The sequence below is a fragment of the Sphingopyxis sp. GW821-FHT12F08 genome (genome assembly GCF_058806755.1).
The window spans coordinates 113,265-137,693 of record NZ_JBXAQA010000001.1 but is presented as its reverse complement, the minus strand read 5'-3'; the positions used below and the strand labels follow the sequence as shown (position 1 = coordinate 137,693).

The following is a 24,429-nucleotide window of genomic DNA, read 5'->3' as shown; positions in this document are numbered from 1 at the left end:
CTATGTCCTTCATCGCCGCCATCGTCACCACCCCCAGCTATGTCGCCAGCCTCGGCGCGATGATCGACGCCCATGCGCGGCTGGGTGAGGTGTTCGCGACCAACCCGGCGCTCGGCGACTATGCACGGATGCAGACCGAGCTGCGGCTGCTCGCCGCCGAACCCGGGCCGATCGCGCTGGTCGGCGGGCGCAGTTTCCCGGCCGACCTTCCGCTCCGCGACGCGCGCGACCCGCGCCTCGTCTTCCTGCCGTCCTTCCAGCTGCCCGATCCCGATGCCTTCGCGGCGCGGTTGCCCGCCTTCGCGCCCTTTTACGCCTGGCTGCGCGGCCAAGGCGCCAGGGGCATCGATATCGGTGCGTGCGGGGCGAGCGTCTTTCATCTCGCCGCAGCCGGGCTGCTCGATGGCCGCAGCTGCGCCCTCAACCCGCGCCTCGTCCCGGCGATGCGGCGCCTGTTTCCGCGCGTCGCCGTCGATACCGACAACAGCATCTGCCGCGCCGGTCCGATCTGGTCGTGCGCGCGCGACACCGACAGCGCGGCGCTGGTCGCGCGCCTGTTCGCCGAGGCCTATTCGGTCGCGGTGGGGCGCGGCATCGCGGCGCGCGAGCCCCCGGGCCCGCTCGCCGGCCCGCTGTCGGCGGCGGCCGACCCTTTCGTCGCCCGCGCCCAATTGTGGATTCGCGACCGCTTCACCCGCCGCTTCCGCATCGCCGACCTGGCCCGCGATCTCGGCGTCAGCCACCAGTCGCTGATCCGCCGCTTTCGCGCGGCGGGGTCGGCGACGCCGCGCGAGTTCGTCCAGCGCACCCGCGTCGACGCGGCGGCGATCATGCTCACCGAGACGCGCCGCTCGGTGACCGAGATCGCACAGCTCGTCGGCTATGCCGATATTCCGTCCTTCCGGCGCGTCTTCATCGCGGCGACCGGCCTGTCGCCCGCCGCCTATCGCCGGTCGCATCGCGCGGGCTCTTGACAATCGCCGCCGATTGCGGCTGGTAAAACATCTATATCATTAAGCGGAAAATTGCCACCGGGCGTCCGCAGCGGGAGACGATGTCATGGCGCTTGATCCGGCACTGCGCGACCGATTGATGTTGCCGGCGGTCTGCGCGCCGATGTTCCTGATCAGCAATCCGGCGATGGTTATCGCTGCGTGCCGGGCGGGCATCATGGGCGCAATCCCGCGCCAGAATGCCCGCAGCACCGAGCAATTCGAGGCCTGGATGCGCGAAATCCGCACCGCGCTCGACGCTTTTGCCGACGAAAATCCCGGCGCGCGAATCGGCCCGCTCGCGGTGAACCTCGCCACGAAGATGGAACCCGGCGAGGCGGCGCAGCACCTCGACCTCTGCCGGCGGTATGGCGTCGACATCATCATCACCGCGATCGGCAATCCGGCCGAGATCGCGGCGCGGGTGCATGATGCGGGGCTGAAGATCTTCCACGACGTCGTGTCGATGCGCTTCGCTGAAAAGGCGATTGCGGCGGATGTCGACGGGCTGACCTGCGTCGGCGCGGGCGGCGGCGGCCATTCGGGCAGCATTGGCCACCTCGTGCTCGTCCCGCGCATTCGCCGTATCTTCGACGGGACGCTGCTGATGGCGGGGTCGATCTCGACCGGCGCGGCCATCCGCGCGGCGGAAATATTGGGCGCCGACCTCGCCTATATGGGCACGCGCTTCATCGCCACGAAGGAAGCGGCGATCGATCCGGCCTATGCCGCGATGCTGACCGACAGCCATTCGGAAGACCTGATGTTCACGCCGAAAATCGCCGGCGTCGCCGCCAACTGGCTGCGCCCGTCGATGGAGCGGCTCGGCCTCGATCCGAAAAACCTGCCGCAGCCGACAGTAGCGCACGGCCGCGGCTATGATCATCTGCCCGATGGGGTGAAGCCGTGGAAAAATCTCTGGTCGGCGGGGCAGGGGATCGATCTGATCGACGACGTGCCGTCGATCGGCGACCTCGTCCTTCGGCTTCGTCAGCAATATGCGATCGCTTGCGACCAGGCGAGCTTTGCCGATGTGGCGCGGCTGATCGACCAGTCGCTCGACGCATCGCCCCAATAGACGACCGGTTTTTCGGGCAGCGGCTGTCGCGAAGACGATCAATTTTCACGTCCCTCCCATTTGGCAATTGGTAGGTCCGAAGAAGCGTTTACGCCGCCGCCGCCGCGCCAAAACCGGATCAGCCGACCGACAGAAACGCCGCCACCGTCAGCCGCCCGTCGCGCGGTGGCGGAAGAAGGCGGTGCCGTCGTGCCCCGCCGACAGATAATGGACCAGCGCGATGCAGTCGGGGGTGAAGGCATCGCAGTGCGGCAACCGCTGGGGAACCGACAGCGCGCCCGCCGGGGTGCAGACGATCGAGAAGCTCGCGTCGATCACCTCGACCGCGCCGCTGCGCCCGAAGGCCTGTGCCACCGCCCGGGCGATCAGCGGCCGCTGAACTCTCAGATAGTCGCCCGGCAGTTCGGCGCGCAGCCCGGGATACAATAGCGATCCTACCCCGCCGGGGGAGGGGGACCACCCGAAGGGTGGCGGAGGGGCACGGGAGGTTTGCGCGGCGCCAGACCCGAGAGCCGTTCTTTCCGGCGACATAACCGCGGCACCCCACCTCACCGGCAACGCGAACCGCCTGTGCCCCTCCACCAGCTTCGCTGGTCCCCCTCCCCGTGCCGGGGAGGATTCCCCATAATCGAAAATTCCGGTCACTCCCCTTCAACATTCCAATTGTCGCACTGCAACATAGCTGGCTAGAGGGAGCCTCCAACCATAAGGAAAGGCTCTCCATGTCCGTGCTCAACACCACCCTCAAACCCTTCAACGCGACCGCCTATAAGGACGGCAAGTTCGTCGACATCAGCGATGCCGACGTGAAGGGCAAATGGGCGGTCTTCTTCTTCTATCCGGCCGACTTCACCTTCGTCTGCCCGACCGAACTCGAGGACCTCGCCGACATCTACCCGACGCTCCGGAAGATGGACGTCGAGGTCTATGCGGTGTCGACCGACACGCATTTCTGCCACAAGGCCTGGCACGACACCTCGCCGGCGATCGGCAAGATCGATTATTATATGGTCGGCGACCAGAACCACAGCATCTCGAACAATTTCGAAGTCCTGCGTCCGGGCGTCGGCCTCGCCGACCGCGGCACCTTCGTGCTCGACCCCAATGGCGAGATCCAGCTGCTCGAAATCACCCCCGAGGGTGTGGGCCGCAACGCCGCCGAACTGCTGCGCAAGATCAAGGCGCTGCAGTACTGGGTCAGCCACCCGGGCGAAGTCTGCCCCGCGAAGTGGGAAGAGGGCGCCGAAACGCTCGCCCCGTCGCTCGACCTCGTCGGCAAGATCTAAGCAGATCGCATAATATCGGAGGGGCGGCGGCACGACCGCCGCCCCACGGCTTCTCTCCCCTCTCGCAGGAGCTCTCCCCATGCTCGACGCCAATCTGAAGCAGCAGCTTCAAGGCCTCCTCACCAATCTTCGGGAACCGATCGAACTGCTCTCGTCGCTCGGCGACGATGCCAAGTCGGCCGAGCTGGCGACCTTGCTCGACGATATCGCCGCGCTGTCGGACATGGTCAGCGTGACCCAGACTGACGACGATGCGCGCCGCCCCAGCTTCCTGATCCGCCGCGCCGGCGACGCGCAGGTCGCCGTGCGTTTCGCCGGCATCCCGATGGGGCATGAATTCACCTCGCTCGTCCTCGCGCTGCTCCAGGTCGGGGGCCATCCCCCGAAGGTCGCGCCCGAGGTGCTCGAACAAATTGCCGCGCTCGACGGCGACTATCATTTCGAAACCTATTTTTCGCTGTCGTGCCAGAATTGCCCCGACATCGTGCAGGCCTTGAATCTGATGAGCGTCGTCAACCCGTGCATCACGCACACCGCGATCGACGGCGGGCTGTTCCAGGCCGAGGTCGAGGCGCGCGCGATCATGGCGGTGCCGACGATCTTCCTCAACGGTCAGAATTTCGGCCAGGGCCGCATGGAACTCGAACAGATTCTCGCGAAGCTCGACAGCGGCGCCGAAGCCAAAGCCGCCGCGAAGATCGCCGCCAAGGACGCCTTCGATGTGCTCGTCATCGGCGGCGGCCCCGCCGGAGCAGCCGCCGCCATCTACGCCGCGCGCAAGGGCATCCGCACCGGCATCGCCACCGAGCGCTTCGGCGGGCAGGTGCTCGACACGATGGCGATCGAGAATTTCATCTCGGTGCAGCACACCGAGGGTCCGAAGCTCGTCGCGCAGCTCGAACAGCATGTGAAGGATTACGACGTCGACATCATGAACCTCCAGCGCGCCGAGAAACTGATCCCCGCGAAGACCGAAGGCGGCCTGCACGAGGTGACGCTCGCGAGCGGCGCGTCGCTCAAGGCGCGCACTATGATCCTCTCGACCGGTGCACGCTGGCGCCAGCTCGGCGTGCCGGGCGAGGACCAGTATCGCAACAAGGGCGTGGCTTACTGCCCGCATTGCGACGGCCCGCTCTACAAGGGCAAGCGCGTCGCGGTGATCGGCGGCGGCAACAGCGGCGTCGAGGCGGCGATCGACCTCGCGGGGCTCGTCGCGCACGTCACGCTGATCGAATATGACAGCGAACTGCGCGCCGACGCGGTGCTGCAGCGGAAATTGGCCAGCCTGCCGAACGTCAGGATCGTCACTTCGGCGCTGACCACCGAGGTGCTCGGCGACGGCGAGAAGGTGACCGGCCTTTCGTACAAGGACCGCAACAAGGACGAACTGCACCAGGTCGAACTCGAAGGCATATTCGTCCAGATCGGCCTCGTTCCCAACACCGAATGGCTGAAGGACAGCGTTACCCTGTCGCGCCACGGCGAGATCGAGGTCGACCACCGCGGTGAGACGAGCCAGGCGGGCATCTTCGCCGCGGGCGACTGCACGACGGTGCCGTACAAGCAGATCGTCATCGCGATGGGCGAAGGCTCGAAGGCGGCGCTGTCGGCGTTCGACTATATGATCCGCCTGCCGACCGAGGTGGAAGCCGAGGCGGCCTGATATTATCGTCACCCGGACTTGATCCGGGGTCCCGCTTTCCTTCAGATGAGCGGGACCCCGGGTCGAGCCCGGGGTGACGAGGTTGCGATGGCCGAAAAGAAAAAACCACCCGCGCCGATCCCGCTTTGCCGCTTCGAGGAACTGGCCGAGCGCGAGAACCGGCGGCGCGAGGAAGAGGCGCGTAAACCGAAGCCGAAGCCCCGCTAACCCGCCATCCCCGCAAACCTTTTCGGCGGCATCCCCACCTGCCGCGCGAACGCCGTGCTGAACGCACTCGCCGACCCGTAGCCGACGGTAAGTGCAATCTCCTCGATCCGCCCGGCGCCGCGGCGCAGCAGATCTTTCGCAAGATTCATCCGCCAGCCGAGCAGATATTCCATTGGCGGCACCCCGACGGTGCGGGCAAAGCGCTCGAAAAAGGCCGAGCGTGATAGTGCCGCCTCCTTCGCCAACTCGGCCGTCGTCCACGCTCGCGCGGGTTCGGCGTGCATCTGGCGGATTGCCGCCGCGAGCCGCGGATCGGCGAGTCCGCGCAGCAGCCCCGGCGGCGTCGCTTCGCCGCCGACCGCGCGCAGCGCCTCGACCAGCAAAATCTCGACCAGCCGCGCGAGCAGCAGGTCGCGCCCCGGCCGCTCGGCGCCGGTCTCCTCGCGGAGCATCGCGACGAGCGCCGCCAGTCGCTGGGCGCCGCGCAGGTGGATCATCGCGGGCAGCTGCGACACCAGCAAGCTGGCGTCGGGCGAGGCGAAGGCGAAGTAGCCGCCCATCATCCGCACATCGGGCGGGCCGTCGGCGCAGCCGTGGCGCACCTCGCCGGTGATCCCCACCGTCGCATGCGGGTCGAGCAGCGCCGGATCGGCGGGGACGAAGCCCGACATGGTGAAGCCCGGCGTCGCGGGCAGAAGCACGAAATCGCCCACCTCCAGCGTCACCGCCTCCAGCCCGTCGACCGCGAGCCGGCACGATCCTTCGATTATGGTGCAGAATCCCGGGTGCCCGAAATCCGAATAGCGCACCGCCCACGCGCCCGCGCCGCTGATCCCCTTGGAAAAGACGGTGCTGGGCCGCAGCAGCGCGATGAGATCAGAGAGGGGGTCGAGCATATGGACGATCAATAATGAAATATGGATAATGGATTATAGATAGTCCGGAAGTCGCGGTCTAGAGGTTTTGCATCGCAACTCGAAAGGAACGACGTCCATGAAGACCATCCTGATCACCGGCTGCTCGTCGGGCTACGGCCTTGAAACCGCCCGACATTTCCTCGCCCACGGCTGGAAAGTGGTCGCCACCATGCGCACACCCTCCGCGGTACCTTTGCAAACTTCCGGAAATCTCCGCCTCCTCCCCCTCGACGTCACCGACGATATGAGCATCGCCGCCGCGATCGACGCCGCGGGTCCGATCGACGTGCTCGTCAACAATGCGGGTATCGGCCTGTTCGGCTCGCTCGAACATTCGCCGATGGCGAAGATCCGCTCGGTCTATGCGACCAACACGCTCGGCACGATCGCGATGACGCAGGCGGTGATCCCCGGCATGCGCGCGCGGGGCTCGGGGGTGATTGTCAACGTCACCTCGTCGGCGACGCTCGCGCCTTTCCCCTTCGCCGCGGCCTATACGGGCAGCAAGAGCGCGATCCAGGGTTTCACCGGCAGCCTCGCGCACGAACTCGCGCCGCTCGGCATCGCGGTGAAGCTGGTCGAGCCGGGCTACGGCCCGACCACCGCCTTCGCCGCGAACACCGAGATCCGGCTCGAGGATGTCCTCCCAGAGCCCTATTGGACCTATGCCGAGCCGATCCTCGCCGCCATGGCCCAGCCCGCGCTGTTCACGGCCGAGGCCGATGTCGCCGCGGCGGTGTGGGCGGCGGTCCACGACGAAACCGGTGAGCCGCATTTCCCCGCGGGTGCCGACGCGCTCGCGCTGGCCGCCTGAGGCCTCAGGCGCGGGTAAAGTGCATCACCCAATTGACCTCCCACGTCGCGCCGCCGTCGGTCGAAAAGGCCTGTTCCCACCTGGCCGACCGCGGCGCGATGTCCGACCAGCGAAAGCGCACGATCACCGGCGTGCCCTTCCAGCTGTCCTCGGCGAGGAAGGTGCCGACGCCGTCCTCGAAGCGCCCGCGCACCGGCACGTCGAGCCGGTCGGTCGCGCGCGAATCGAGCCACCAGATCGCCCATGACTGCGTCGCCGGGTCGAAGGCGCGCAGCGCCACGCCGCGATAGGTCTCGTCCGGCGTATGGAAGACATTGTCCTCGACATTGGCGGCCCCGCCGAGCAGCGGCCAATTCTCGCTGCTGCCGTCGAACTCCATCCAGTCGTCGCTGCCGACCAGCCGCTCGCGCAGCTTGCGATGGCGGACGTTCCAGCGGCCGACGAGAAAACCCCAGTCGCCGCCCGGCGCTGGCGTCGCGGCCGCCGCTGCCCCGGCCGATCCCGCCATCGCGGCACCCCCGCCAACGAGCGCAATTTCTAGCAGCCCGCGGCGCGTCATATCCATGTCGATCATCTTGCCTCTCCCTCGTGCGTGGGAGTGCTGGTACAACGCGCTACCTGACAATCTTTGTCAGTTATTCACGCGTCCGTCGAAATATTCGGGATCGGCGAGCCGCGCTTCGGCGACCAGCCGCTCGGCATGTTTGGCGAGGCGCACAATCTCTTCGGGCGTGAAGAGCAGCCCCAGCTTGCTCCGCCGCCACAAGATATCGTCGGTGCTGCGCGCCCATTCGCGCGTCACCATCCAGCGCAGCTCGGCGACGCTCAGCCCGTGCGCGATCTCGCCGCCGAGGTCGTCCCAGCCCTGCGCCCCGCCCAGCCACGCCCGCGCCTCGGTGCCATAGGCCTTGACGATGCGGTCGACGCTCGCCGCGGGCAGGAAGGGGTGCGCCAGCTTGATTTCGGCCTTGAGCGCCGCGGCGCCGTCGGTCGGGAAATCGCCGCCGGGCAGGGGCTTCTTCCCGGTCCAGGGCTTGCCCGCCAGCGCGTCGATATCCTCCGCCAGCGCGTCGACCGCGGCCTCGGCGACATGGCGATAGCTGGTGATCTTGCCGCCATAAATGGTGAGCAAAGGCGCGCCTTCGTCGCTGTCGAGATCGATGCGGTAACCGCGCGTCGCCGCTTCGGGGCGCCCCGATCCATCCTCGATCAGCGGGCGCACCCCCGAATAGGTCCACACGACGTCGGCGGGCACCACCGGCTCGCGGAAATAGAGGCTCGCGCCCTCGCATAGATAGGCGATCTCCTCCTCGCTCGCCTTCACCTCGCCCAGCGGCCCGTCGTGATCGAGGTCGGTCGTGCCGATCAGCGTGAAGTCGCGCTCATAGGGAATGGCGAAGAAGATGCGCCCGTCGGGGAGCTGGAAGAAATAGGCGTAATCATGCTCGAATTTCTTGCGCACGACGATATGCGACCCGCGCACCAGCCGCATCGCATAGTCGGGTTCGGCATCGGCGCGTCGCAGCAGGTCGAGCACCGCCGGCCCCGCGGCGTTGACGACGCTGCGTCCGGTGAAGCGATAGTGGTGGCCGTTGTCGCAGCGCGCCTCGACCACCCACAGCCCGTCCTCGCAGCGCAATTGCTCGGCGCGCGTGCCCGTTCGGACTTTTGCGCCATGCGCCGCGGCATCGCGCGCGTTGAGCATCACCAGCCGGGCGTCGTCGACCCAGCCGTCCGAATATTCGAAGCCATGGACATATTGGTCCTGCAGCGGCGCGCCCGCGGCGTGCCGGCGCAAATCGATCGAGCGCGTCGCGGGCAGCCTTTTGCGCCCGCCGATATGGTCGTAGAGGAACAGCCCCAGCCGCAGCAACCAGCGCGGGCGCAGGCCGCTGCGATAGGGCAGCACAAAGCGCAGCGGCCGGATGATGTGCGGCGCGATGCCCCACAGCAGCTCGCGCTCCTTCAGCGCCTCGCGCACCAGCGCGAACTCATAATGTTCGAGATAACGCAGCCCGCCGTGGATCAACTTGGTCGAGGCCGAGGACGTGCCCTGCGCCAGGTCGCCCTGCTCGATCAGCAGCACCCGCGCCCCGCGCCCCGCGGCGTCGCGCGCGACCCCGGCGCCGTTCACCCCGCCGCCGATCACGATCACATCATAGGGGTGGGCGCTGTCGGGCATCGCGAACCCCTATGGCAGCGCGCCGGTCTTTGCCAAGTGGGATCGCATGCGGCTTACGTATGCTCGTTGCATTCGCACGGTCCATACGCCACCTCTGATCGCGGATATCCAAGGGGACGATCGTGAGCGTCAAAGTCGAGACATTGGTCCTGTTCGGGGCGACGGGCGACCTTGCCCAGCGTATGCTCTTCCCCTCGCTCTACAATCTCCACCTCGACGGGCTGCTCGCGCCCGAACTGATGATCGTCGCTTCGGGCCGCTCGACGATGGACCGCGAAGCCGCGCACAAGCTGGTGCGCGCGGCGCTGACCGACCATCTCCCCGCCGACCGCCTCGACGATGCCGCGATCGCGGCCTTCCTCGATCGCATCGACTATTGCTCCGTCGATGCCGGCGCGGGCACCGGCTACGACGACCTTGCCGCGCAGCTCGGCGACCGGCTCGGCCGCCCGATCGGCGCCTATCTCTCGACTCCCCCGTCGATGTTCGGTCCGATCGCGCAGGGGCTTAAAAGCGCAGGGATCGCCTGCACCGAATGCCGCATCGCTATGGAAAAGCCGATCGGCCACGACCTCGCCTCGTCGCACGCGGTCAATGCCGAGGTCGGCGACGCCTTCGCCGAAGACCATGTGTTCCGCATCGACCACTATCTGGGCAAGGAGACGGTCCAGAACCTCCTCGCACTGCGCTTCGCGAACATGCTCTTCGAGCCGCTGTGGAACGCGCAGGCGATCGACCATGTCCAGATCACCGTCGCCGAGACCGTGGGTCTCGAAGGCCGCGTCTCCTACTATGACGGCGTCGGCGCGCTGAAGGACATGGTGCAGAACCATATGCTCCAGCTGCTTGCGATCATCGCGATGGAACCTCCCGCGAGCGTCTCGTCGACCGCGGTGCGCGACGAAAAGGTCAAATTGCTGCGCAGCCTCCGCCGGATGAAGGCCGAGGATGTGAAAACGCACAGCGTAAAGGGCCAGTACACCAGCGGCGCCGTCGGCGGCGCGGCGGTGACGGGCTACGCCGACGAACTCGGCCAGCCATCGAACACCGAGACCTTCGTCGCGATCAAGGCCTTCATCGACAATTGGCGCTGGAAGGGGGTGCCCTTCTACCTGCGCACCGGCAAGCGCATGCCCGAGCGCAAGTCCGAGGTGCTGATCCAGTTCAAGCCGGTGCCGCACAATATCTTCGCGCGCGTCGGCGCCGCGAAGCTCGACGCCAACAGCATGATCATCAACCTCCAGCCCGAAGAGAATATTCGCGTCAAGGTGATGGCCAAGCAGCCCGGCCTCGACCGCGACGGGGTGAAGCTCAAAGAGGTGACGATGGACGTCTCGCTCTCGCACAGCTTCGCCGGCGAGCGCCGCCGCATCGCCTATGAACGCCTGCTCCTCGACTTCATCGAGGGCGACCAGACCCTGTTCGTGCGCCGCGACGAGGTCGAAGCGCAATGGCAGTGGATCGATTCGATCCGCGACGCCTGGGCCGCGGTCGACCTGGCGCCGCAGAGCTACACCGCGGGCAGCTGGGGTCCGAGCGCGTCGATCGCGCTGATCGAGCGCGACGGGGCGAGCTGGCATGATTGAGGAAATAGCACGTCGCCCCCGCGAAGGCGGGGGTCGCTGGAGGCCTTTTCCGGCAGCGTTGCGTCAACCGACTGCGGCCCCCGCCTTCGCGGGGGCGACGGGAAATATTCATGACTGATCTCCACCCCACCATCGCCGCCATCACGGACCGCATCATCGCCCGCAGCGCGCCGCGCCGCGCCGCCTATCTCGACCTCATGGACCGCCAGCGCGACGCCGGCACCAACCGCGGCAATCTGTCGTGCGGCAACCTTGCGCATGGCTTCGCCGCCTCGGGCGAGGACAAGCCCGCGATCCGCGCCGGCGCCGAAATGAACATCGGCATCGTCACCAGCTACAACGACATGCTCTCGGCGCATCAGCCCTATGGCCGTTACCCCGAGCAGATCAAACTCTTCGCGCGCGAGGCCGGCGTCACCGCGCAGGTCGCGGGCGGCGTTCCGGCGATGTGCGACGGAGTGACGCAGGGGCAGGCGGGGATGGACCTGTCGCTCTTCAGCCGCGACAATATCGCGCAGGGCACGGTGATCGCATTGAGCCATGCGATGTTCGAGGGCGCACTGCTGCTCGGCATTTGCGACAAGATCGTCCCCGGCCTCTTGATCGGCGCGCTGCGCTTCGGCCACCTGCCGCAAATCCTGATCCCGGCGGGTCCGATGCCCTCGGGGCTCGCCAACAAGGAAAAGCAGCGCGTCCGCCAGCTTTATGCCGAGGGCAAGGCGACGCGCGACGAACTGCTCGAGGCCGAGGCGGCGAGCTACCACGGCGCGGGCACCTGCACCTTCTACGGCACCGCGAACAGCAACCAGATGATGATGGAGCTGATGGGGCTGCATATCCCCGGGAGCGCCTTCACCAATCCCGGCACCAAGCTGCGCCAGGAACTGACGCGCGCCGCGACGCACCGCATCGCCCAGATCGGCTGGGACAGCGACGACTATCGCCCGCTCGCGCGCTGCATCGACGAAAGGGCGATCGTCAACGCCGCGATCGGCCTGCTCGCGACGGGTGGCTCGACCAACCATGCGATCCACCTGCCCGCGATCGCGCGCGCGGCGGGGATCGTGATCGATTGGCAGGATTTCGACGAGCTCAGCCACGCGGTGCCTTTGCTCGCGCGCGTCTATCCGAACGGCGCGGGGGATGTGAACAATTTCCACGCCGCGGGCGGCATCGGCTTCGTCGTTCGCGAATTGCTCGATGCGGGGTTGCTGCACGGCGATGTACTCACGGTCGGCGGGACGATGGCCGACTATGGCGCCGAGCCTGTGCTGGTGAACGATGAGCTTCACTGGCAGGCCGCGCCCGCGACAAGCCGCGACGACACCATGTTGCGCCCGGTCGCCGCGCCCTTTTCGCCCGACGGGGGCATGCGCCTGCTCGCGGGCAATCTCGGCCGTGCGATCATCAAGACCAGCGCGGTCGCCGAGGATCGCTGGACGATTGAGGCGCCGTGCCGGATCTTCGACGACCAGAACCAGGTGCTCACCGCCTTCAAGGCGGGCGAGCTCGACCGCGATGTCGTCGTCGTCGTCCGCTTCCAGGGACCGCGCGCCAACGGCATGCCCGAACTGCACAAGCTGACCCCGGCGCTCGGCGTGCTGCAGGACAAGGGGTACCGCGTCGCGCTGCTCACCGACGGCCGCATGTCGGGCGCTAGCGGCAAGGTGCCCGCGGTGATCCATCTGTCGCCCGAAGCCTTGCCCGGCCCCGATGGCGTCAGCGGCCCGCTGGCCTTCCTCGTCGATGGCGACATCGTCCGCGTCTGCGCGCGCAAGGGCGAGGCGATTGCGCTCGTCGACGAGGCCGAATGGGCGGCGCGCACGCCCGCTGTCGCGCCGCCGCCCGCGCTTGGCGTCGGCCGCGAACTGTTCGCGCTGTTCCGTCATCACGCCGACGAAGCCGAAAAGGGCGGGTCGGCGGTGTTGGCGGCGATGGAGGCGGTTACAGGATAACCCCTAAATCCGTTAGTGCTGAGCTTGTCGAAGCACCGTCCTTCTTTTCGCGACGTTGAGAAAAGAACGGCCCTTCGACAGGCTCAGGGCGAACGGAGTTTGTGATTTCGAACGGAGTAGAAAATGACCGACCAATCCATCGACCAGATCATGCGCCTCGCGCCCGTCATCCCGGTGATCGTCATCGACCGGGTCGAGGATGCGGTGCCGATGGCCGAGGCGCTGGTCGCTGGTGGCCTGAAGGTGCTTGAGGTCACCTTGCGCACCCCCGCGGCGCTCGACGCGATCACCGCCATGAAATCGGTCAAGGGCGCGGTCGTCGGCGCGGGCACCGTGCTCAACCCTGCGATGCTCAGCGCCGCCATCCACGCGGGCGCCGAATTCATCGTTTCGCCGGGCCTGACCGACAATCTCGGCAAGGCGGCGGTGGCGAGCGGCATTCCCTTTCTGCCCGGCACCGCCAACGCCGGCGACATCATGCGCGGCATGGATTTGGGGCTCGACCGTTTCAAATTTTTCCCCGCGATGACCAGCGGCGGCATCCCGGCGCTGAAGGCGCTTGCGGGGCCCTTCGGCCAGGCGCGCTTCTGCCCGACCGGCGGGATCACGCTGGCGACCGCGCCCGAGTGGCTCGCGCTCGAAGCCGTGCTCTGCGTCGGCGGCAGCTGGGTGGTGCCGTCGGGCCCGCTGGACCCGGCCCGGATCGAGACATTGGCGCGTGAAGCCGCGGCGCTCAAATCCTGATCGTCATCCCCGCGAAGGCGGGGATCGCTGTCAGGTTTGCGCAACGCAGCGAGCGGCCCCCGCCTTCGCGGGGGCGACGAATGGGCGCATTGATAAACACCATCTTTACTGCCACTGTGCCTAGGTAAAGCGGCAATATAGCCGCCTGTGGGGAGACCGCTGTGCCACGACCGCAGCCGCATCTGGAAGAAGTACTCGCGTCCGAACCCGGGCCGCATATCGCCGCGCTCTTCGATTTCGACGGCACGATCATCTCGGGCTATTCGGCGACCGCGATGCTGCGCGAAAAATTCCAGCGCCGCGAAATGTCGGTCGAGGAAATCGCCGAGACCGCGCAGATCATCGCGCAGCACAGCCTGGGCACGATCGGCTTTTCGGGGCTGATGTCGGGCGCCGCCAAATTCATGAAGGGCGTCGAGGAAGAGAGCTTCATTGAGTTCGGCGAGGAACTTTATAAAAAGCATATCGCGCGCAAGATCTACCCCGAGGCGCGCGCGATCATCGAGGCGCATCAGGCGAAGGGCCACCGCGTCGCGATCATCTCGTCGGCGACGATCTACCAGATCGAACCGACCGCGCGCGACCTCGGCATCGAGCATATCAAATGCTCGGCGTACGAGATCGAGGACGGGGTGTTCACCGGCGAGATCATCCGCCCCCTGTGCTTCGGCGAGGGTAAGGTGCTCGCGGCCGAGGAACTCGCCGCCGAGTTCGGTCTCGATCTCGACCAGAGCTTTTTCTATTCGGATAGCGACGATGATATCGAACTGCTCGAACGCGTCGGCAAACCGCGCCCGCTCAACCCCAACCTCAAACTGAAAGCAATCGCCGAGGAAAATGGCTGGCCGGTGCAGCGTTTCGGCAGCCGCGGCACGCCGTCGTGGATCGATTATACGCGCACCATCTATGCCACCGGATCGCTCGTCGGCGCCTTCGCCGCCGGACTGCCGATCTGGGCGCTGACGCGCTCGCAGCGCGAGGCGGCGAATTTCTCGATCGGGCTGTTCGGCGACTTCGCGACCGCGATCACCGGCGTCGAGCTCGAGGTCGAGGACGAAAAGCATCTCTGGTCGTCGCGCCCCTGCGTCTTCATCTTCAACCACCAGAGCAAGGCCGACGTGATGATCCTCGCCAAGCTCATCCGCCGCGACATGGGCGGGGTGGGCAAGAAGGAAATCAAGGACATCCCCATCCTCGGCAAGCTGATGGAATGGGGTGGCACCGTCTTCGTCGACCGCGCCGACGGCAAGAGCGCGATCAAGGCGATGGAGCCGCTGGTCGACGCGATCAAGGTCGAGGGCAAGTCGATCTGCATCTCGCCCGAGGGCACGCGCAGCCTGACGCCCAAGCTCGAACCGTTCAAGAAGGGCGCCTTCCACCTCGCGATGCAGGCCGGGGTGCCGATCGTCCCGATCGTGATCCACAATGCGACCGACGTCGCGCCCAAGAACGAGTTCGTCATGCGCCCCGCGACGGTGCGCGTCACCGTCCTGCCGCCTGTCGACACGTCGAAATGGAGCGCAAGGACGATGAACAATCATGTCCGCGACGTCCGCAACATGTTCCTGCGGACGCTGGGTCAGGCCGAGGAGACGGTTGCGGAATCGGTGGCAAAGGAACCTGCGTCCGAAACGGCGGCGCCCGAGGCCAAGCCTGAGAAGGCGCCGAAGAAGAAAGCCACGGGCGCCAAGAAGACGTCTCCTCGAAAGGGAAGGGCCGTCTAAATCATGCCGATTCCCTCCGTTCGTCCTGAGCTTGTCGAAGGACCGTTCTTCTTCGCAACATCGGAGAGAAAGAGCGGCCCTTCGACAAGCTCAGGACGAACGGGCATATTGAATCGGAACCGGCGTGGTGGTTCTCGCTCATTGAAAGTGGGCGCGTAAACGGTGGCCGACGGAACGCTCCGCACCCCGATTTTGACGGAGGACGCGGCCGACCGGCTCTATATCATCGACGCGCGCAACGGGGTCGAGCGCCGGCTGCTGCTCGACTGGGTTCACGCCACCGCAGGCGACAGCGCGCCGCAATGGGCGAGCCTCGCGATCGAGGATGACGATCATGCGCTGCCGCTCGAGATGCTGCGCGCGCGGCTCGATGGCCAGCCGTCGCGGCAGGTCGTGCCGCTGCGCATCGCCTGGCGCATCCCGGGGTTCGAGCGCGAGCGCGCGCTCAAGTTCCGCCACCTGATCTTCGGTGACCCGCGCCATCCCGGCCCGATCCGCGCGCGGCTGATCCTGCTCCGCGACCGGCGCCGCGCGCAGATCCTGGTCGGCGAGGCGGCGACGCTCGACGCCCTGCGTGACCGGTTCCGGCAGCAGACCGGCGGCGGGGATGGCGCCGGGGTCGACGGCCAGGAATTCGCGGGCTTCGTCGCGCGGCAGGCGGGGCTCGCGCTCGACGTCGCCGAACGCGGTATCCGCGGCACGCGCTACAAGGTGCCGCGCTTCGTCGCCGATAGCCTCCGCACCAATCCCAAGTTCCGCGCCGCGCTCGCCGAACTCGCCGAAACGCTCGGCCGTCCGGTCGCCGACCTCTACCGCGAGGCGCGCCCGCTGATGAAGGAGGTCATCGCGCGTCCTTCGGCGTTGTTCCTCGACCTGCGCGCGCGGCTCGACCGCATGATGTTCGGCGGCTACGCGCCCGAGATGGAGATCGACGCCGCCGAACTCGCGAAGCTGCGTTCGATCCTGCGCGAGCACCCCACCGCGATCCTCTTCACGCACAAGACCTATATCGACGGCGCGACGCCGAGCCGCCTCGCCTATGAAAACGACATGCCGATGCTGCATCTGTTCGGCGGCGCCAACCTTGACATCGCGGTGATCGGCGAATTCTACCGCCGCTCTGGGATGATTTTCGTGCGCCGCAGCTTTCAGGACCAGCCGGTCTACAAGCTGGTGCTGCGTCATTATATCGCCTGGCTGCTCGCCAAGCGTTTCCCGCTGAGCTGGGCGTTCGAGGGGACGCGCTCGCGCCTCGGCAAGCTGATGCCGCCCAAATATGGTCTGATGAAATATGTCCTCGACGCGGCGCATGCAACGGGGACGAAGGACGTTCATTTCGTGCCTTTCGTGACCAGCTTCGACCTGATCCTCGACGTCGAGGAATATGCCGCCGAACAGACCGGCCGCGTGAAGAAGCCCGAGAGTCTCGGCTGGTTCGTCGGCTATATGCGCAACCTCAAAAAGCCTTCGGGGCGCATCCGGCTCGACATCGGCCGGCCGATCGTGATCGACGATGCGCCGGGTCCCGAGGACAAGCGCGCACTGGAGAAGATCGCCTTCTCGATTGCGGTCGAGGCCAATCGCGTCACCCCGCTGACCGTTTCGTCGGTGATGTGCCTGATCCTGCTCGGCACCGCGCCGCGCGGCGCCACCGCCGCCGAACTGCTCGCGACGATCGGTGCGCTCAAGGAGTGGGCGCGCGCCCGCGACATCCGGCTCAGCAAGGAACTCGAAAGCGGCGATGATGCCGCGCTGTCCGCCACCGTCGACACGCTCGTCGAAAGCGGGCTGCTCACGCGCTACGAAGCGGGCAGCGAAAATGTCTATTCGATCGAACCCGCGCATCATCCGATGGCGAGCTATTATCGCAACATCATCGTCCACCATTTCCTCGACCGCGCGATGATCGAGATCGCCTTGTTCCAGCTGCGCGATGCCGACAGCAGCGATGCGACCGCGGCCTTCTGGGCGCATGTCGATCGGCTGCGTGACCTGTTCAAATTCGAATTTTTCTACCCGCCGCGGGGCGAGCATCATGCCGCGATCGAGGCCGAGCTGGCGCGCATCGACCCCGCCTGGGCCAAGCGCCTCGCGAGCGGCGACCGCGGCGTGGTGCAGCTCATCCGCCGCTGCCAGCCGCTCGTCGGCCATGCGGTGCTGCTGTCCTTCGCCGAGGCCTATTCGGTCGTCGCCGACCTGTTGTCGCGCGCACGGCCGGGTGATGCCGTCGACGAAAAGACGCTGCTCGAGCGCGCGCTGGTCGAGGGCAAGCAGGCCTGGCTGCTGCGCCGGATCAGCAGCGAGGCGGCGATCGGCAAATTATTGTTCGCCAACGGCCTGTCGCTGATGCGCCATATGGGGCTCGCCGAACCCGCGACCCCCGACATTCTCGCGGCGCGCCGCGCGCTGCTGATGGAACTGCGCGGGCTCGCCAACGTCATGGAATCGATGCGCCTTGCGACACTGGCGCTCGCGGACCGATTGCCGACCACAGGAGGACAGGATGCTTAAACAGCTCAGCGCGCAGGACGCCCAGTTCCTCTACACCCAGACCGCGAACAACCTCACGCACATCATGGGGGTCTATATCTACGACCCCTCGACCGCGCCCGGCGGTTTCGTGCGCTTCAAGGACATCATCCGCCACGTCGAGAGCCGCGTCGACACCTCGCCCTTGTTCAAGCGCCGGCTGCACCGCCTGCCCTTCGACATGGACCATCCCTATTGGGTCGAGGACGAGCATTTCGACATCGAGGCGCATATGAGCCACGCGCGCCTGCCCGAGCCCGGCGACTGGCGGCAATTCTGCATCGCAGTCGCGCGCTATTTCTCGAAACCGATGGATATGAACCGCCCGCTGTGGGACATCTACATCATCGAGGGGCTCGACCGGATTCCGGGGATTCCGAAAGGCAGCTTTGCGATGCTCCACCGTGTCCATCATGCCGCGGTCGATGGCGCGTCGGGCGCGCACGCCTTCATCGCGATGAGCGATATCGATGCGCAGGGCACCCCCGCGATTGCCGCGCCGCCGCCGTCCGAAGACCTCGGCCGCGCGCCGTCGAGCGCCGAGACGCTGACCCGCGCCTGGTCGGCGTCGATGCAGTCACCGGTGAAGTTCGTGAATGCGCTGCTCAAGGTCTCGCCCGCGATCGTCGCCTCGGCGCGCAAGTCGATGGCCGAGGGCGGGATGACCGCCGGCGTCCCCGAAACGCGCTTCAACGCGCCGGTCGGCCCGCACAAGATGTTCGATGCGACCACCGTCGCGCTCGCCGATGTCGCAGCGATCCGCAAGAAGGTGCCGGGCGCGACGGTCAACGACGTCGTGCTCACCACCGTCGGCGGCGCGCTGCGCAAATATCTCGCGAAACACAAGGAACTGCCGAAGGAGAGCCTCGTCGCGGTCGCGCCGATCAACCTTCGCGGCAAGGACAAGGGCGCGGGGAAGGCGTCGACGCCCGGCAACCAGGTCTCGGCGATGAGCGTGCCCGTGCGCACCGATATCGCCGATCCGCTCGATCGGCTCGCGGCGATCCGCGACTATACGGTCGAGGCGAAGGAGGCGAAGGCGGGGGTCAGCGCGCGGATCATGACCAACCTGTCGCAACATATTCCGGGCGCGACGATGGCCGCGGTCGCGCGCATCCTGACCAGCGAGCGCTTCGCTGTCCGCGGCACCAACCTCTTCATCTCGAACGTGCCCGGCGCGCAGGTGCCGCTCTATCTCGCGGGCGCGCAGCTCGTGCAGCAGCATGGCATGGCGCCGCTCGCGAACAATATGGGGCTGTTCGTCGCGACGCCGAGCTACAACGGCCGCATCGCCTTTTCGATCATCGGCGAACGCGCGATCATGCCCGATATCGCCTTTTTCCGCGAGTGCATCGACGAAAGTTTCGCCGACCTGATGGCGGCCGAGCCCAAGCCCGAAAAGCCGGCGCCGGGGCCGAAAGCCGCTACGGCAAAGCCGAAACCCGCCGCAAAACCCAAGCCCGCGCCCAAGGCGCCGGCCAAAAGCGGGACGGCCCCGGCGACCAAAACCAAGCGGAAACCGGTTGCCAAAGGCAACGCAACCCGCAAGACTCAGAAAAAATAAACCATGTTTCGCAGGATCACTGAATGCTCTTCACTCCGACGCTCAGCGCCGACCGCGATCTTGTGACCGCGTCCGACTACGCCGCCTGGTCGAAGGCCGCGCGCGAGCACGACCGGAAATCGGGGATGCAGGCGTGGCGCGACGCCGACGAGAGCAAGCATTTCGATTACAAGGCGATCCGTGCCCGGCTCGAGCGGCTGCGCAGCCTGTCGGCGGCGGGTGACGTCAAGGGACTGCTCTTTGTCCTCAACGAGGGCATCCATGGCAATATCGACGGCATGGGGCACGAGCGCCTCTATGCAAAGGCGCGCTTCGGCACCAAGACGCTGATCGAGGATTATGTCGCCGAGGTGGTGTCGGCGCTCGACAAGATCGCGGCGTCGCGCAGCATCGGCCGCGAGGAAAAGCGCGACTTCTTCCGCCGCGCGCAGCATTGCTACGGCCGCTCGGCGCTCCTGCTGTCGGGCTCGGGCAGCTTCCTGTTCTTCCACATCGGCGTCGTGAAGGCGCTTTGGGAAGAAGGCGTCTTGCCCGCGATCATGTCGGGCGCCAGCGGCGGCTCGATCGTCGCCGCGGTGGTGTGCACGCGCAAGAATGCCGACATCGGCGCCTTTCTCGCGAGCGACCGTCTCGCCAACCCCGACCGCAGCCCCGATACGCGCCGCCTTGCGCCCGACGAGGTGCGCGGTCGCCTCGCCGACCTGATCCCCGACCTGACCTTCCAGGAAGCCTATGAGATCAGCGGCCGCCATTTGAACGTCTCGGTCGCGCCCGCCGAAAAACATCAGAACGGGCGTATGCTCAACGCGATCACCGCGCCCAATGTGCTGATCCGCGAAGCGGTGCTGGCATCGTGCGCGGTGCCCGGGGTCTTCCCGCCGGTGATGCTGATGGCGCGCGACGAAAAGGGCGCGCGCGTGCCTTACCAGCCCGACCGGCGCTGGGTCGACGGGTCGGTGACCCACGATATCCCGACCAAGCGGCTCGAGCGCCTCTACGGCGTCAACCATCATATCGTCAGCCAGGCGAACCCGATCGCACTGCCCTTCGCGACCGATACGCGCAAGCAGATGGCGCCGATCGAGGCAATCCAGCATGCGTCGATGGCGACCTTCAAGGCGTGGCTCAATGCCAATATGATCATCTTCCAGAAGCCGCTCGAATGGGTTCCCCCGATCAACAGCATCGCCAATCTGGCGCGCTCGGTGATCAACCAGGAATATACCGGCGACATCAACATCATCCGTCCGCCCAAATTCTGGTCGCCGGCCAAAATCCTGTCGGACCTGGCGCAGGAGGATATCGACGAGCTGATCGACACCGGCCAGCGCACCGCCTGGCCCAAGGTCGAAATGGTGCGCACCCAGACCGCGATCAGCCGTGCGCTGGAGGGCATTTTGGCGAAGCTAGACAAGGCCGGCGACGACGGCCCGGGGCATCGTAGCGCCGCGTTGAAAAAGGCGGTGCGCTGAGGTGGCGGACGGCGCGGTGATCCTGCCCGCCGGATCGGCCGGCGCTGGCGCGAGGCTCCACATCACTCACTGGCTACCAGCGGGGCTCCCCAAGGCGGTCGTGCTGCTCGCACATGGCTATGCCGAACATGCCGGGCGCTACGACCATGTCGCGAAGCGGCTGACCGATGCGGGCTATGCCGTCTATGCGATCGACCATTGGGGGCATGGCCGCTCCGACGGCACCCCCGGTTTCGTGCCGCGCTTTAGCGCCTTCACCGACGGCATGGCCGAACTGCTGACCCTCGTCGAGGTCAACCATGGCGACACGCCGCGGCTGCTGCTCGGCCACAGCATGGGCGGGCTGATCTCGACCCTGTTCCTGATCGAGCGCCAGTCGGCGTTCGCCGCCGCGGCGCTGTCGGGCCCCGCGATCGTGCCCGGCGCACCGCCGTCGCGCTTCACGATCTGGATCAGCCGTTTCCTGTCGCGCTTCTTCCCGCGCCTCGGGGTGCTCGCGCTCGACGCCAATGGTGTCAGCCGCGATCCGGCGGTGGTCGCCGCCTATCTCGCCGACCCGCTCGTCTACACCGGCAAGATCGGCGCGCGGCTCGGCAAGGAGTTCATGGACGCGATGGCCGCGGCGCAGGCCGGCGCGCCCAGGATCACGCTCCCGATCCTGCTCCAGCATGGCGACAAGGACAGCCTCGCGTCGGTCGCGGGGTCGCAATATCTGTTCGACCATGTCGGATCGGCCGACAAGATTCTGAAAATCTACCCGGGCCTGTTCCACGAAATCTACAACGAGCCCGAACGCGATGCGGTGCTGGACGATCTGGTCGGCTGGTTCGACGCGCATGTTCTGCGGCCACAATAACGCCCTCCCCTTCAGGGGAGGGTAGCGAAACTTGCTAGCTTGCTGGCTAGTTGCAGCGGGTGGGGGCCATCGGCCTTGCGCTACGCCGCAAGCCCCCACCGGCGTTGGGTGGATCAGCCCCCGGCTGATCCAGGTCATGCCGGGGGCATGACCGACCCAACACCCCCCTCCCCTAAAGGGGAGGGGCTTTAGGAAGTCCCATGCGTATCCTTCTCGTCCTGATCGTCGCGCCGCTGATCACGCTGGCCTTGCTCTACTTCCTCTTCCCCGGCCGGCTCGTCGCCTTCGGCCGCTGGATGCTGCGCAAGCGCGGCGGGACGGTGCAGAAGAGCGTGACGGTCGACGGCCGCGACTGGCCCTATCTGGAGGGCGGCGATCCGTCGAAACCCTTGCTGCTGCTCGTCCACGGCTTCGCGGGCGACAAGGATAATTGGTCGATGATCGCGCCGCATCTTACGCGCGACTATCATGTCATCGCGCCCGATCTGCCGGGCTTCGGCCAGAATGAGCGCAACCCCGAACTCGCCTATGATATCGCGGCACAGACCACGCGGCTCAAGCAGTTCGCCGATACGCTGGGGCTCCAGCGTCCGCATTTGGCGGGCAACAGCATGGGCGGCTGGATCGCGCTGCGTTATGCGCTCGACTATCCCCACGCGCTCGCCAGCCTGACCCTGCTCGACAACGCCGGGGTCAATGGCGCGAACCAGAGCGACCTCCAGAAACAGGCGGCGAACGAGGATTATAACCCGCTGGTGCTGGCGAGCCTGGAGGATGCCGACCGGCTGGTCGCGATGGTGGTGCACAAGCCGCCCTATGTGCCGGCGCGACTCAAGCCCGTCTTCTATGCCGACGCGCTCAAATATCGCGACCAGCTCGACACCATCTTCTGGATCATCGCCAACGAGGGCCGCGACCATCCGCTCAACGACCGGCTGGGCGAGGTCAGGGCGCCGACCTTGATCATCTGGGGCCGCCACGACCGGCTGCTCGACGTCAGCTGCGTACCGGTGCTCGAAGCCGGCATAGCGGGGAGCCAGAGCCATATCTTCGAACATGTCGGCCATGTCCCGATGATCGAGGATCCGAAAGCGACCGCCGCGGTGATGAAGGGCTTTCTTGCCAGGCATCCATAAACCGCCGTCACCCCGGGCTTGACCCGGGGCCCGCCTTGTCTTGAAGAAAAAGGCGGATCCCGGATCAAGTCCGGGATGACGAAATGAGAGCCCAGCTTGCCAACCTCCCAATCACTCGCCACTCTCGCGAAAAACAGGGAGAGCGGTTCATGCGGTTGAAGGTCGGCCTGCTCGGCGGGGGCAGCTGGGGCACGACGGTGGCGGCGGTGGTGTCGCGCAATGCGCCGATCACTCTGTGGGCGCGCGACGCCGAAACCGTCGCGAGCATCAATGGCTCGCGCGAAAACAGAAAATATCTCCCCGGCATCACCTTGCCGTCGGCGCTGCGCGCGACGAACGACATGGCCGCGGTCGTCGCGGGCGCCGATGTGCTCGTGATGGGCGTGCCCTCGCACAGCTTCCGCGGGGTGCTCGAGGAGGCGAAGGCGCATCTCCGCCCCTGGGTGCCGGTGATCAGCCTGACCAAAGGCCTCGAACTCGCGTCGGGCAAGCGCATGACCGAGCTGATCGAGGAAGTGCTGCCCGGCCATCCGGTCGGCGTGCTCACCGGCCCCAACCTCGCGCGCGAGATCATGGCCGGGCAAGCGGCGGCGAGCGTCTTGTCGATGGAGGACGAGATCGTCGTGCGTGCGCTCCAGCCGGTGTTCCATTCGGGGCTGTTCCGCGTCTACACCAACACCGACCTGCTCGGCTGCGAGCTCGGCGGGGTGCTCAAGAATATCATCGCGATCGCGGTCGGCATGGGCGACGGGCTGGGGGCAGGGGACAACACCCGCTCGGCGCTGATGACGCGCGGGCTGGCCGAGATCACCCGGCTGGGCGTTGCGATGGGCGGGCGCGCCGAGACCTTCGCGGGGCTCACCGGCATGGGCGACCTGATCGCGACCTGCACCAGCCCCTTGAGCCGCAACCGCCATGTCGGCGTCGAACTGGGCAAGGGGCGCAAGATCGACGACATCATCGCGGGGATGAACATGGTCGCCGAGGGCGTGAAGAGCGCGCCGACGGTGATCGCGCTCGCCGAAAAGCACGGCCTCGCGATGCCGATTGCGCAGGACGTATACGACGTGACGCAGGGCAAGCGCGACGCGCAGGAGGTGTTTCGCGGTCTCCTCCGCTCGTCGGTGGGCGACGAAGCGCACCCGGGATAGAAACCACCGCCCTCACCCTTCCGGCGCTTCGCGCCTCCCTCCCTCTCCCGGCGGGAGAGGGAAGGGGCCCGCCGGCGAAGCCGGTGGGAAGGGTGGGCGATGGTTTTTTCGGCGATTTCACCGCCAGACGTTCCGAATCTCCGTCGAGCCGGGAAGAAATCGGCCCGCTGGCTCGTTCTTCCTGCGACCCGCATCATCCGGGCGTGTCAATCAGGAGATGGACGATGAAAAAGTGGACCACTCTGGCAATTTGCCTGGCGCTCCCCGCTGGCGCCTTCGCCGCGGTTCCCTATGGCTCGATGCCGCCGGGATTCGATCCGCCGCCGGTACGCTCGGCGCCGATCGCGGGCGTCTACAACCAATATTGGTATAATTACAAAGCCGATATCATGGAGGCCGAGAAGGAGCTGGTCAGCGACCTGCGCCACGCGACCGACCGCGAGGACCGCTGGGACGCGTGGGACGAGTGGACCGTCGAGGTGGCCGACGCCGACAAGGATTATGTCAAGGAAATGCGCAAGAAAGGCTATCGCACCGGCCGCGTGACGGTCGGCGGCTGAGCCGCGCCATCAG

The 24,429-nt window shown here is 66.6% G+C and carries 20 protein-coding genes; 16 read left to right on the top strand and 4 right to left on the bottom strand.

Annotated elements, in window-relative coordinates:
- The first annotated feature begins 2 nt into the window (after window positions 1-2).
- Both AC1RNQ_RS00640 and AC1RNQ_RS00635 read left to right on the top strand, forming a co-directional pair.
- Window positions 3-974: a GlxA family transcriptional regulator gene (locus AC1RNQ_RS00640; RefSeq protein WP_493168085.1), complete on the top strand. Its 972-nt coding sequence runs from the start codon at window positions 3-5 to the stop codon at window positions 972-974.
- Between the two features lie 85 nt (window positions 975-1,059).
- On the top strand, window positions 1,060-2,070 hold the full coding sequence (locus tag AC1RNQ_RS00635; protein WP_493168084.1) for an NAD(P)H-dependent flavin oxidoreductase: 1,011 nt from the start codon (window positions 1,060-1,062) through the stop codon (window positions 2,068-2,070).
- 147 nt (window positions 2,071-2,217) lie between these two features.
- On the opposite strand, the gene AC1RNQ_RS00630 is transcribed toward AC1RNQ_RS00635, so the two are convergent.
- Window positions 2,218-2,496, bottom strand: a complete 279-nt coding sequence (locus AC1RNQ_RS00630) for a DUF6445 family protein (protein WP_493168082.1) — start codon at window positions 2,494-2,496, stop codon at window positions 2,218-2,220.
- Window positions 2,497-2,792: 296 nt separating this feature from the next.
- On the opposite strand from AC1RNQ_RS00630, the gene ahpC reads away from it, so the two are divergent.
- Both ahpC and ahpF read left to right on the top strand, forming a co-directional pair.
- Window positions 2,793-3,356 (top strand): alkyl hydroperoxide reductase subunit C, encoded by a 564-nt coding sequence (gene ahpC / locus AC1RNQ_RS00625; protein ID WP_493168081.1) that lies wholly within the window; start codon window positions 2,793-2,795, stop codon window positions 3,354-3,356.
- Window positions 3,357-3,435: 79 nt separating this feature from the next.
- Window positions 3,436-5,019: an alkyl hydroperoxide reductase subunit F gene (gene ahpF, locus AC1RNQ_RS00620; protein ID WP_493168079.1), complete on the top strand. Its 1,584-nt coding sequence runs from the start codon at window positions 3,436-3,438 to the stop codon at window positions 5,017-5,019.
- Window positions 5,020-5,222: 203 nt separating this feature from the next.
- On the opposite strand, the gene AC1RNQ_RS00615 is transcribed toward ahpF, so the two are convergent.
- Window positions 5,223-6,122, bottom strand: a complete 900-nt coding sequence (locus tag AC1RNQ_RS00615) for an AraC family transcriptional regulator (RefSeq protein WP_493168077.1) — start codon at window positions 6,120-6,122, stop codon at window positions 5,223-5,225.
- A 97-nt stretch (window positions 6,123-6,219) separates the two neighbouring features.
- Here AC1RNQ_RS00615 and AC1RNQ_RS00610 point away from each other — a divergent pair, with 97 nt between their 5' ends.
- On the top strand, window positions 6,220-6,957 hold the full coding sequence (locus tag AC1RNQ_RS00610; protein WP_493168075.1) for an SDR family oxidoreductase: 738 nt from the start codon (window positions 6,220-6,222) through the stop codon (window positions 6,955-6,957).
- Between the two features lie 4 nt (window positions 6,958-6,961).
- On the opposite strand, the gene AC1RNQ_RS00605 is transcribed toward AC1RNQ_RS00610, so the two are convergent.
- Both AC1RNQ_RS00605 and glpD read right to left on the bottom strand, forming a co-directional pair.
- A complete protein-coding gene (locus tag AC1RNQ_RS00605) occupies window positions 6,962-7,531 on the bottom strand; it encodes a DUF1579 domain-containing protein (RefSeq protein WP_493168073.1) in 570 nt (189 codons plus the stop codon).
- Between the two features lie 57 nt (window positions 7,532-7,588).
- Window positions 7,589-9,139, bottom strand: coding sequence for a glycerol-3-phosphate dehydrogenase (gene glpD / locus AC1RNQ_RS00600; RefSeq protein WP_493168072.1), 1,551 nt, complete (start codon window positions 9,137-9,139; stop codon window positions 7,589-7,591).
- A 182-nt stretch (window positions 9,140-9,321) separates the two neighbouring features.
- Here glpD and zwf point away from each other — a divergent pair, with 182 nt between their 5' ends.
- From zwf to AC1RNQ_RS00545, 11 genes are all read left to right on the top strand, one after another.
- Window positions 9,322-10,725, top strand: a complete 1,404-nt coding sequence (gene zwf / locus AC1RNQ_RS00595) for a glucose-6-phosphate dehydrogenase (RefSeq protein WP_493169377.1) — start codon at window positions 9,322-9,324, stop codon at window positions 10,723-10,725.
- Between the two features lie 110 nt (window positions 10,726-10,835).
- Complete coding sequence (gene edd / locus AC1RNQ_RS00590) at window positions 10,836-12,680, top strand: phosphogluconate dehydratase (protein ID WP_493168071.1); 1,845 nt, start codon at window positions 10,836-10,838, stop codon at window positions 12,678-12,680.
- A 123-nt stretch (window positions 12,681-12,803) separates the two neighbouring features.
- Window positions 12,804-13,424 carry a bifunctional 4-hydroxy-2-oxoglutarate aldolase/2-dehydro-3-deoxy-phosphogluconate aldolase gene (gene eda / locus AC1RNQ_RS00585; protein ID WP_493168069.1) on the top strand — a complete coding sequence of 207 codons (621 nt, stop codon included), beginning with the start codon at window positions 12,804-12,806 and terminating at the stop codon, window positions 13,422-13,424.
- Between the two features lie 161 nt (window positions 13,425-13,585).
- Entirely contained in the window at window positions 13,586-15,148 is a 1,563-nt protein-coding gene (locus tag AC1RNQ_RS00580) for an HAD-IB family hydrolase (RefSeq protein WP_493168067.1), read from the top strand.
- A gap of 162 nt (window positions 15,149-15,310) precedes the next feature.
- Window positions 15,311-17,659: a glycerol-3-phosphate 1-O-acyltransferase gene (locus tag AC1RNQ_RS00575; RefSeq protein ID WP_493168065.1), complete on the top strand. Its 2,349-nt coding sequence runs from the start codon at window positions 15,311-15,313 to the stop codon at window positions 17,657-17,659.
- Window positions 17,652-19,241 carry a wax ester/triacylglycerol synthase family O-acyltransferase gene (locus tag AC1RNQ_RS00570; RefSeq protein WP_493168064.1) on the top strand — a complete coding sequence of 530 codons (1,590 nt, stop codon included), beginning with the start codon at window positions 17,652-17,654 and terminating at the stop codon, window positions 19,239-19,241. The genes AC1RNQ_RS00575 and AC1RNQ_RS00570 overlap by 8 nt, the downstream gene beginning before the upstream one ends.
- A 23-nt stretch (window positions 19,242-19,264) precedes the next feature.
- Window positions 19,265-20,713 (top strand): DUF3336 domain-containing protein, encoded by a 1,449-nt coding sequence (locus AC1RNQ_RS00565; protein WP_493168063.1) that lies wholly within the window; start codon window positions 19,265-19,267, stop codon window positions 20,711-20,713.
- A 1-nt stretch (window position 20,714) separates the two neighbouring features.
- On the top strand, window positions 20,715-21,569 hold the full coding sequence (locus tag AC1RNQ_RS00560) for an alpha/beta hydrolase (RefSeq protein ID WP_493168061.1): 855 nt from the start codon (window positions 20,715-20,717) through the stop codon (window positions 21,567-21,569).
- 200 nt (window positions 21,570-21,769) lie between these two features.
- Window positions 21,770-22,705 carry an alpha/beta fold hydrolase gene (locus AC1RNQ_RS00555; RefSeq protein ID WP_493168059.1) on the top strand — a complete coding sequence of 312 codons (936 nt, stop codon included), beginning with the start codon at window positions 21,770-21,772 and terminating at the stop codon, window positions 22,703-22,705.
- A gap of 149 nt (window positions 22,706-22,854) precedes the next feature.
- Window positions 22,855-23,856, top strand: a complete 1,002-nt coding sequence (locus AC1RNQ_RS00550) for an NAD(P)H-dependent glycerol-3-phosphate dehydrogenase (RefSeq protein WP_493168058.1) — start codon at window positions 22,855-22,857, stop codon at window positions 23,854-23,856.
- A 224-nt stretch (window positions 23,857-24,080) separates the two neighbouring features.
- Entirely contained in the window at window positions 24,081-24,416 is a 336-nt protein-coding gene (locus AC1RNQ_RS00545; protein WP_493168056.1) for a hypothetical protein, read from the top strand.
- Window positions 24,417-24,429: the final 13 nt, after the last annotated feature.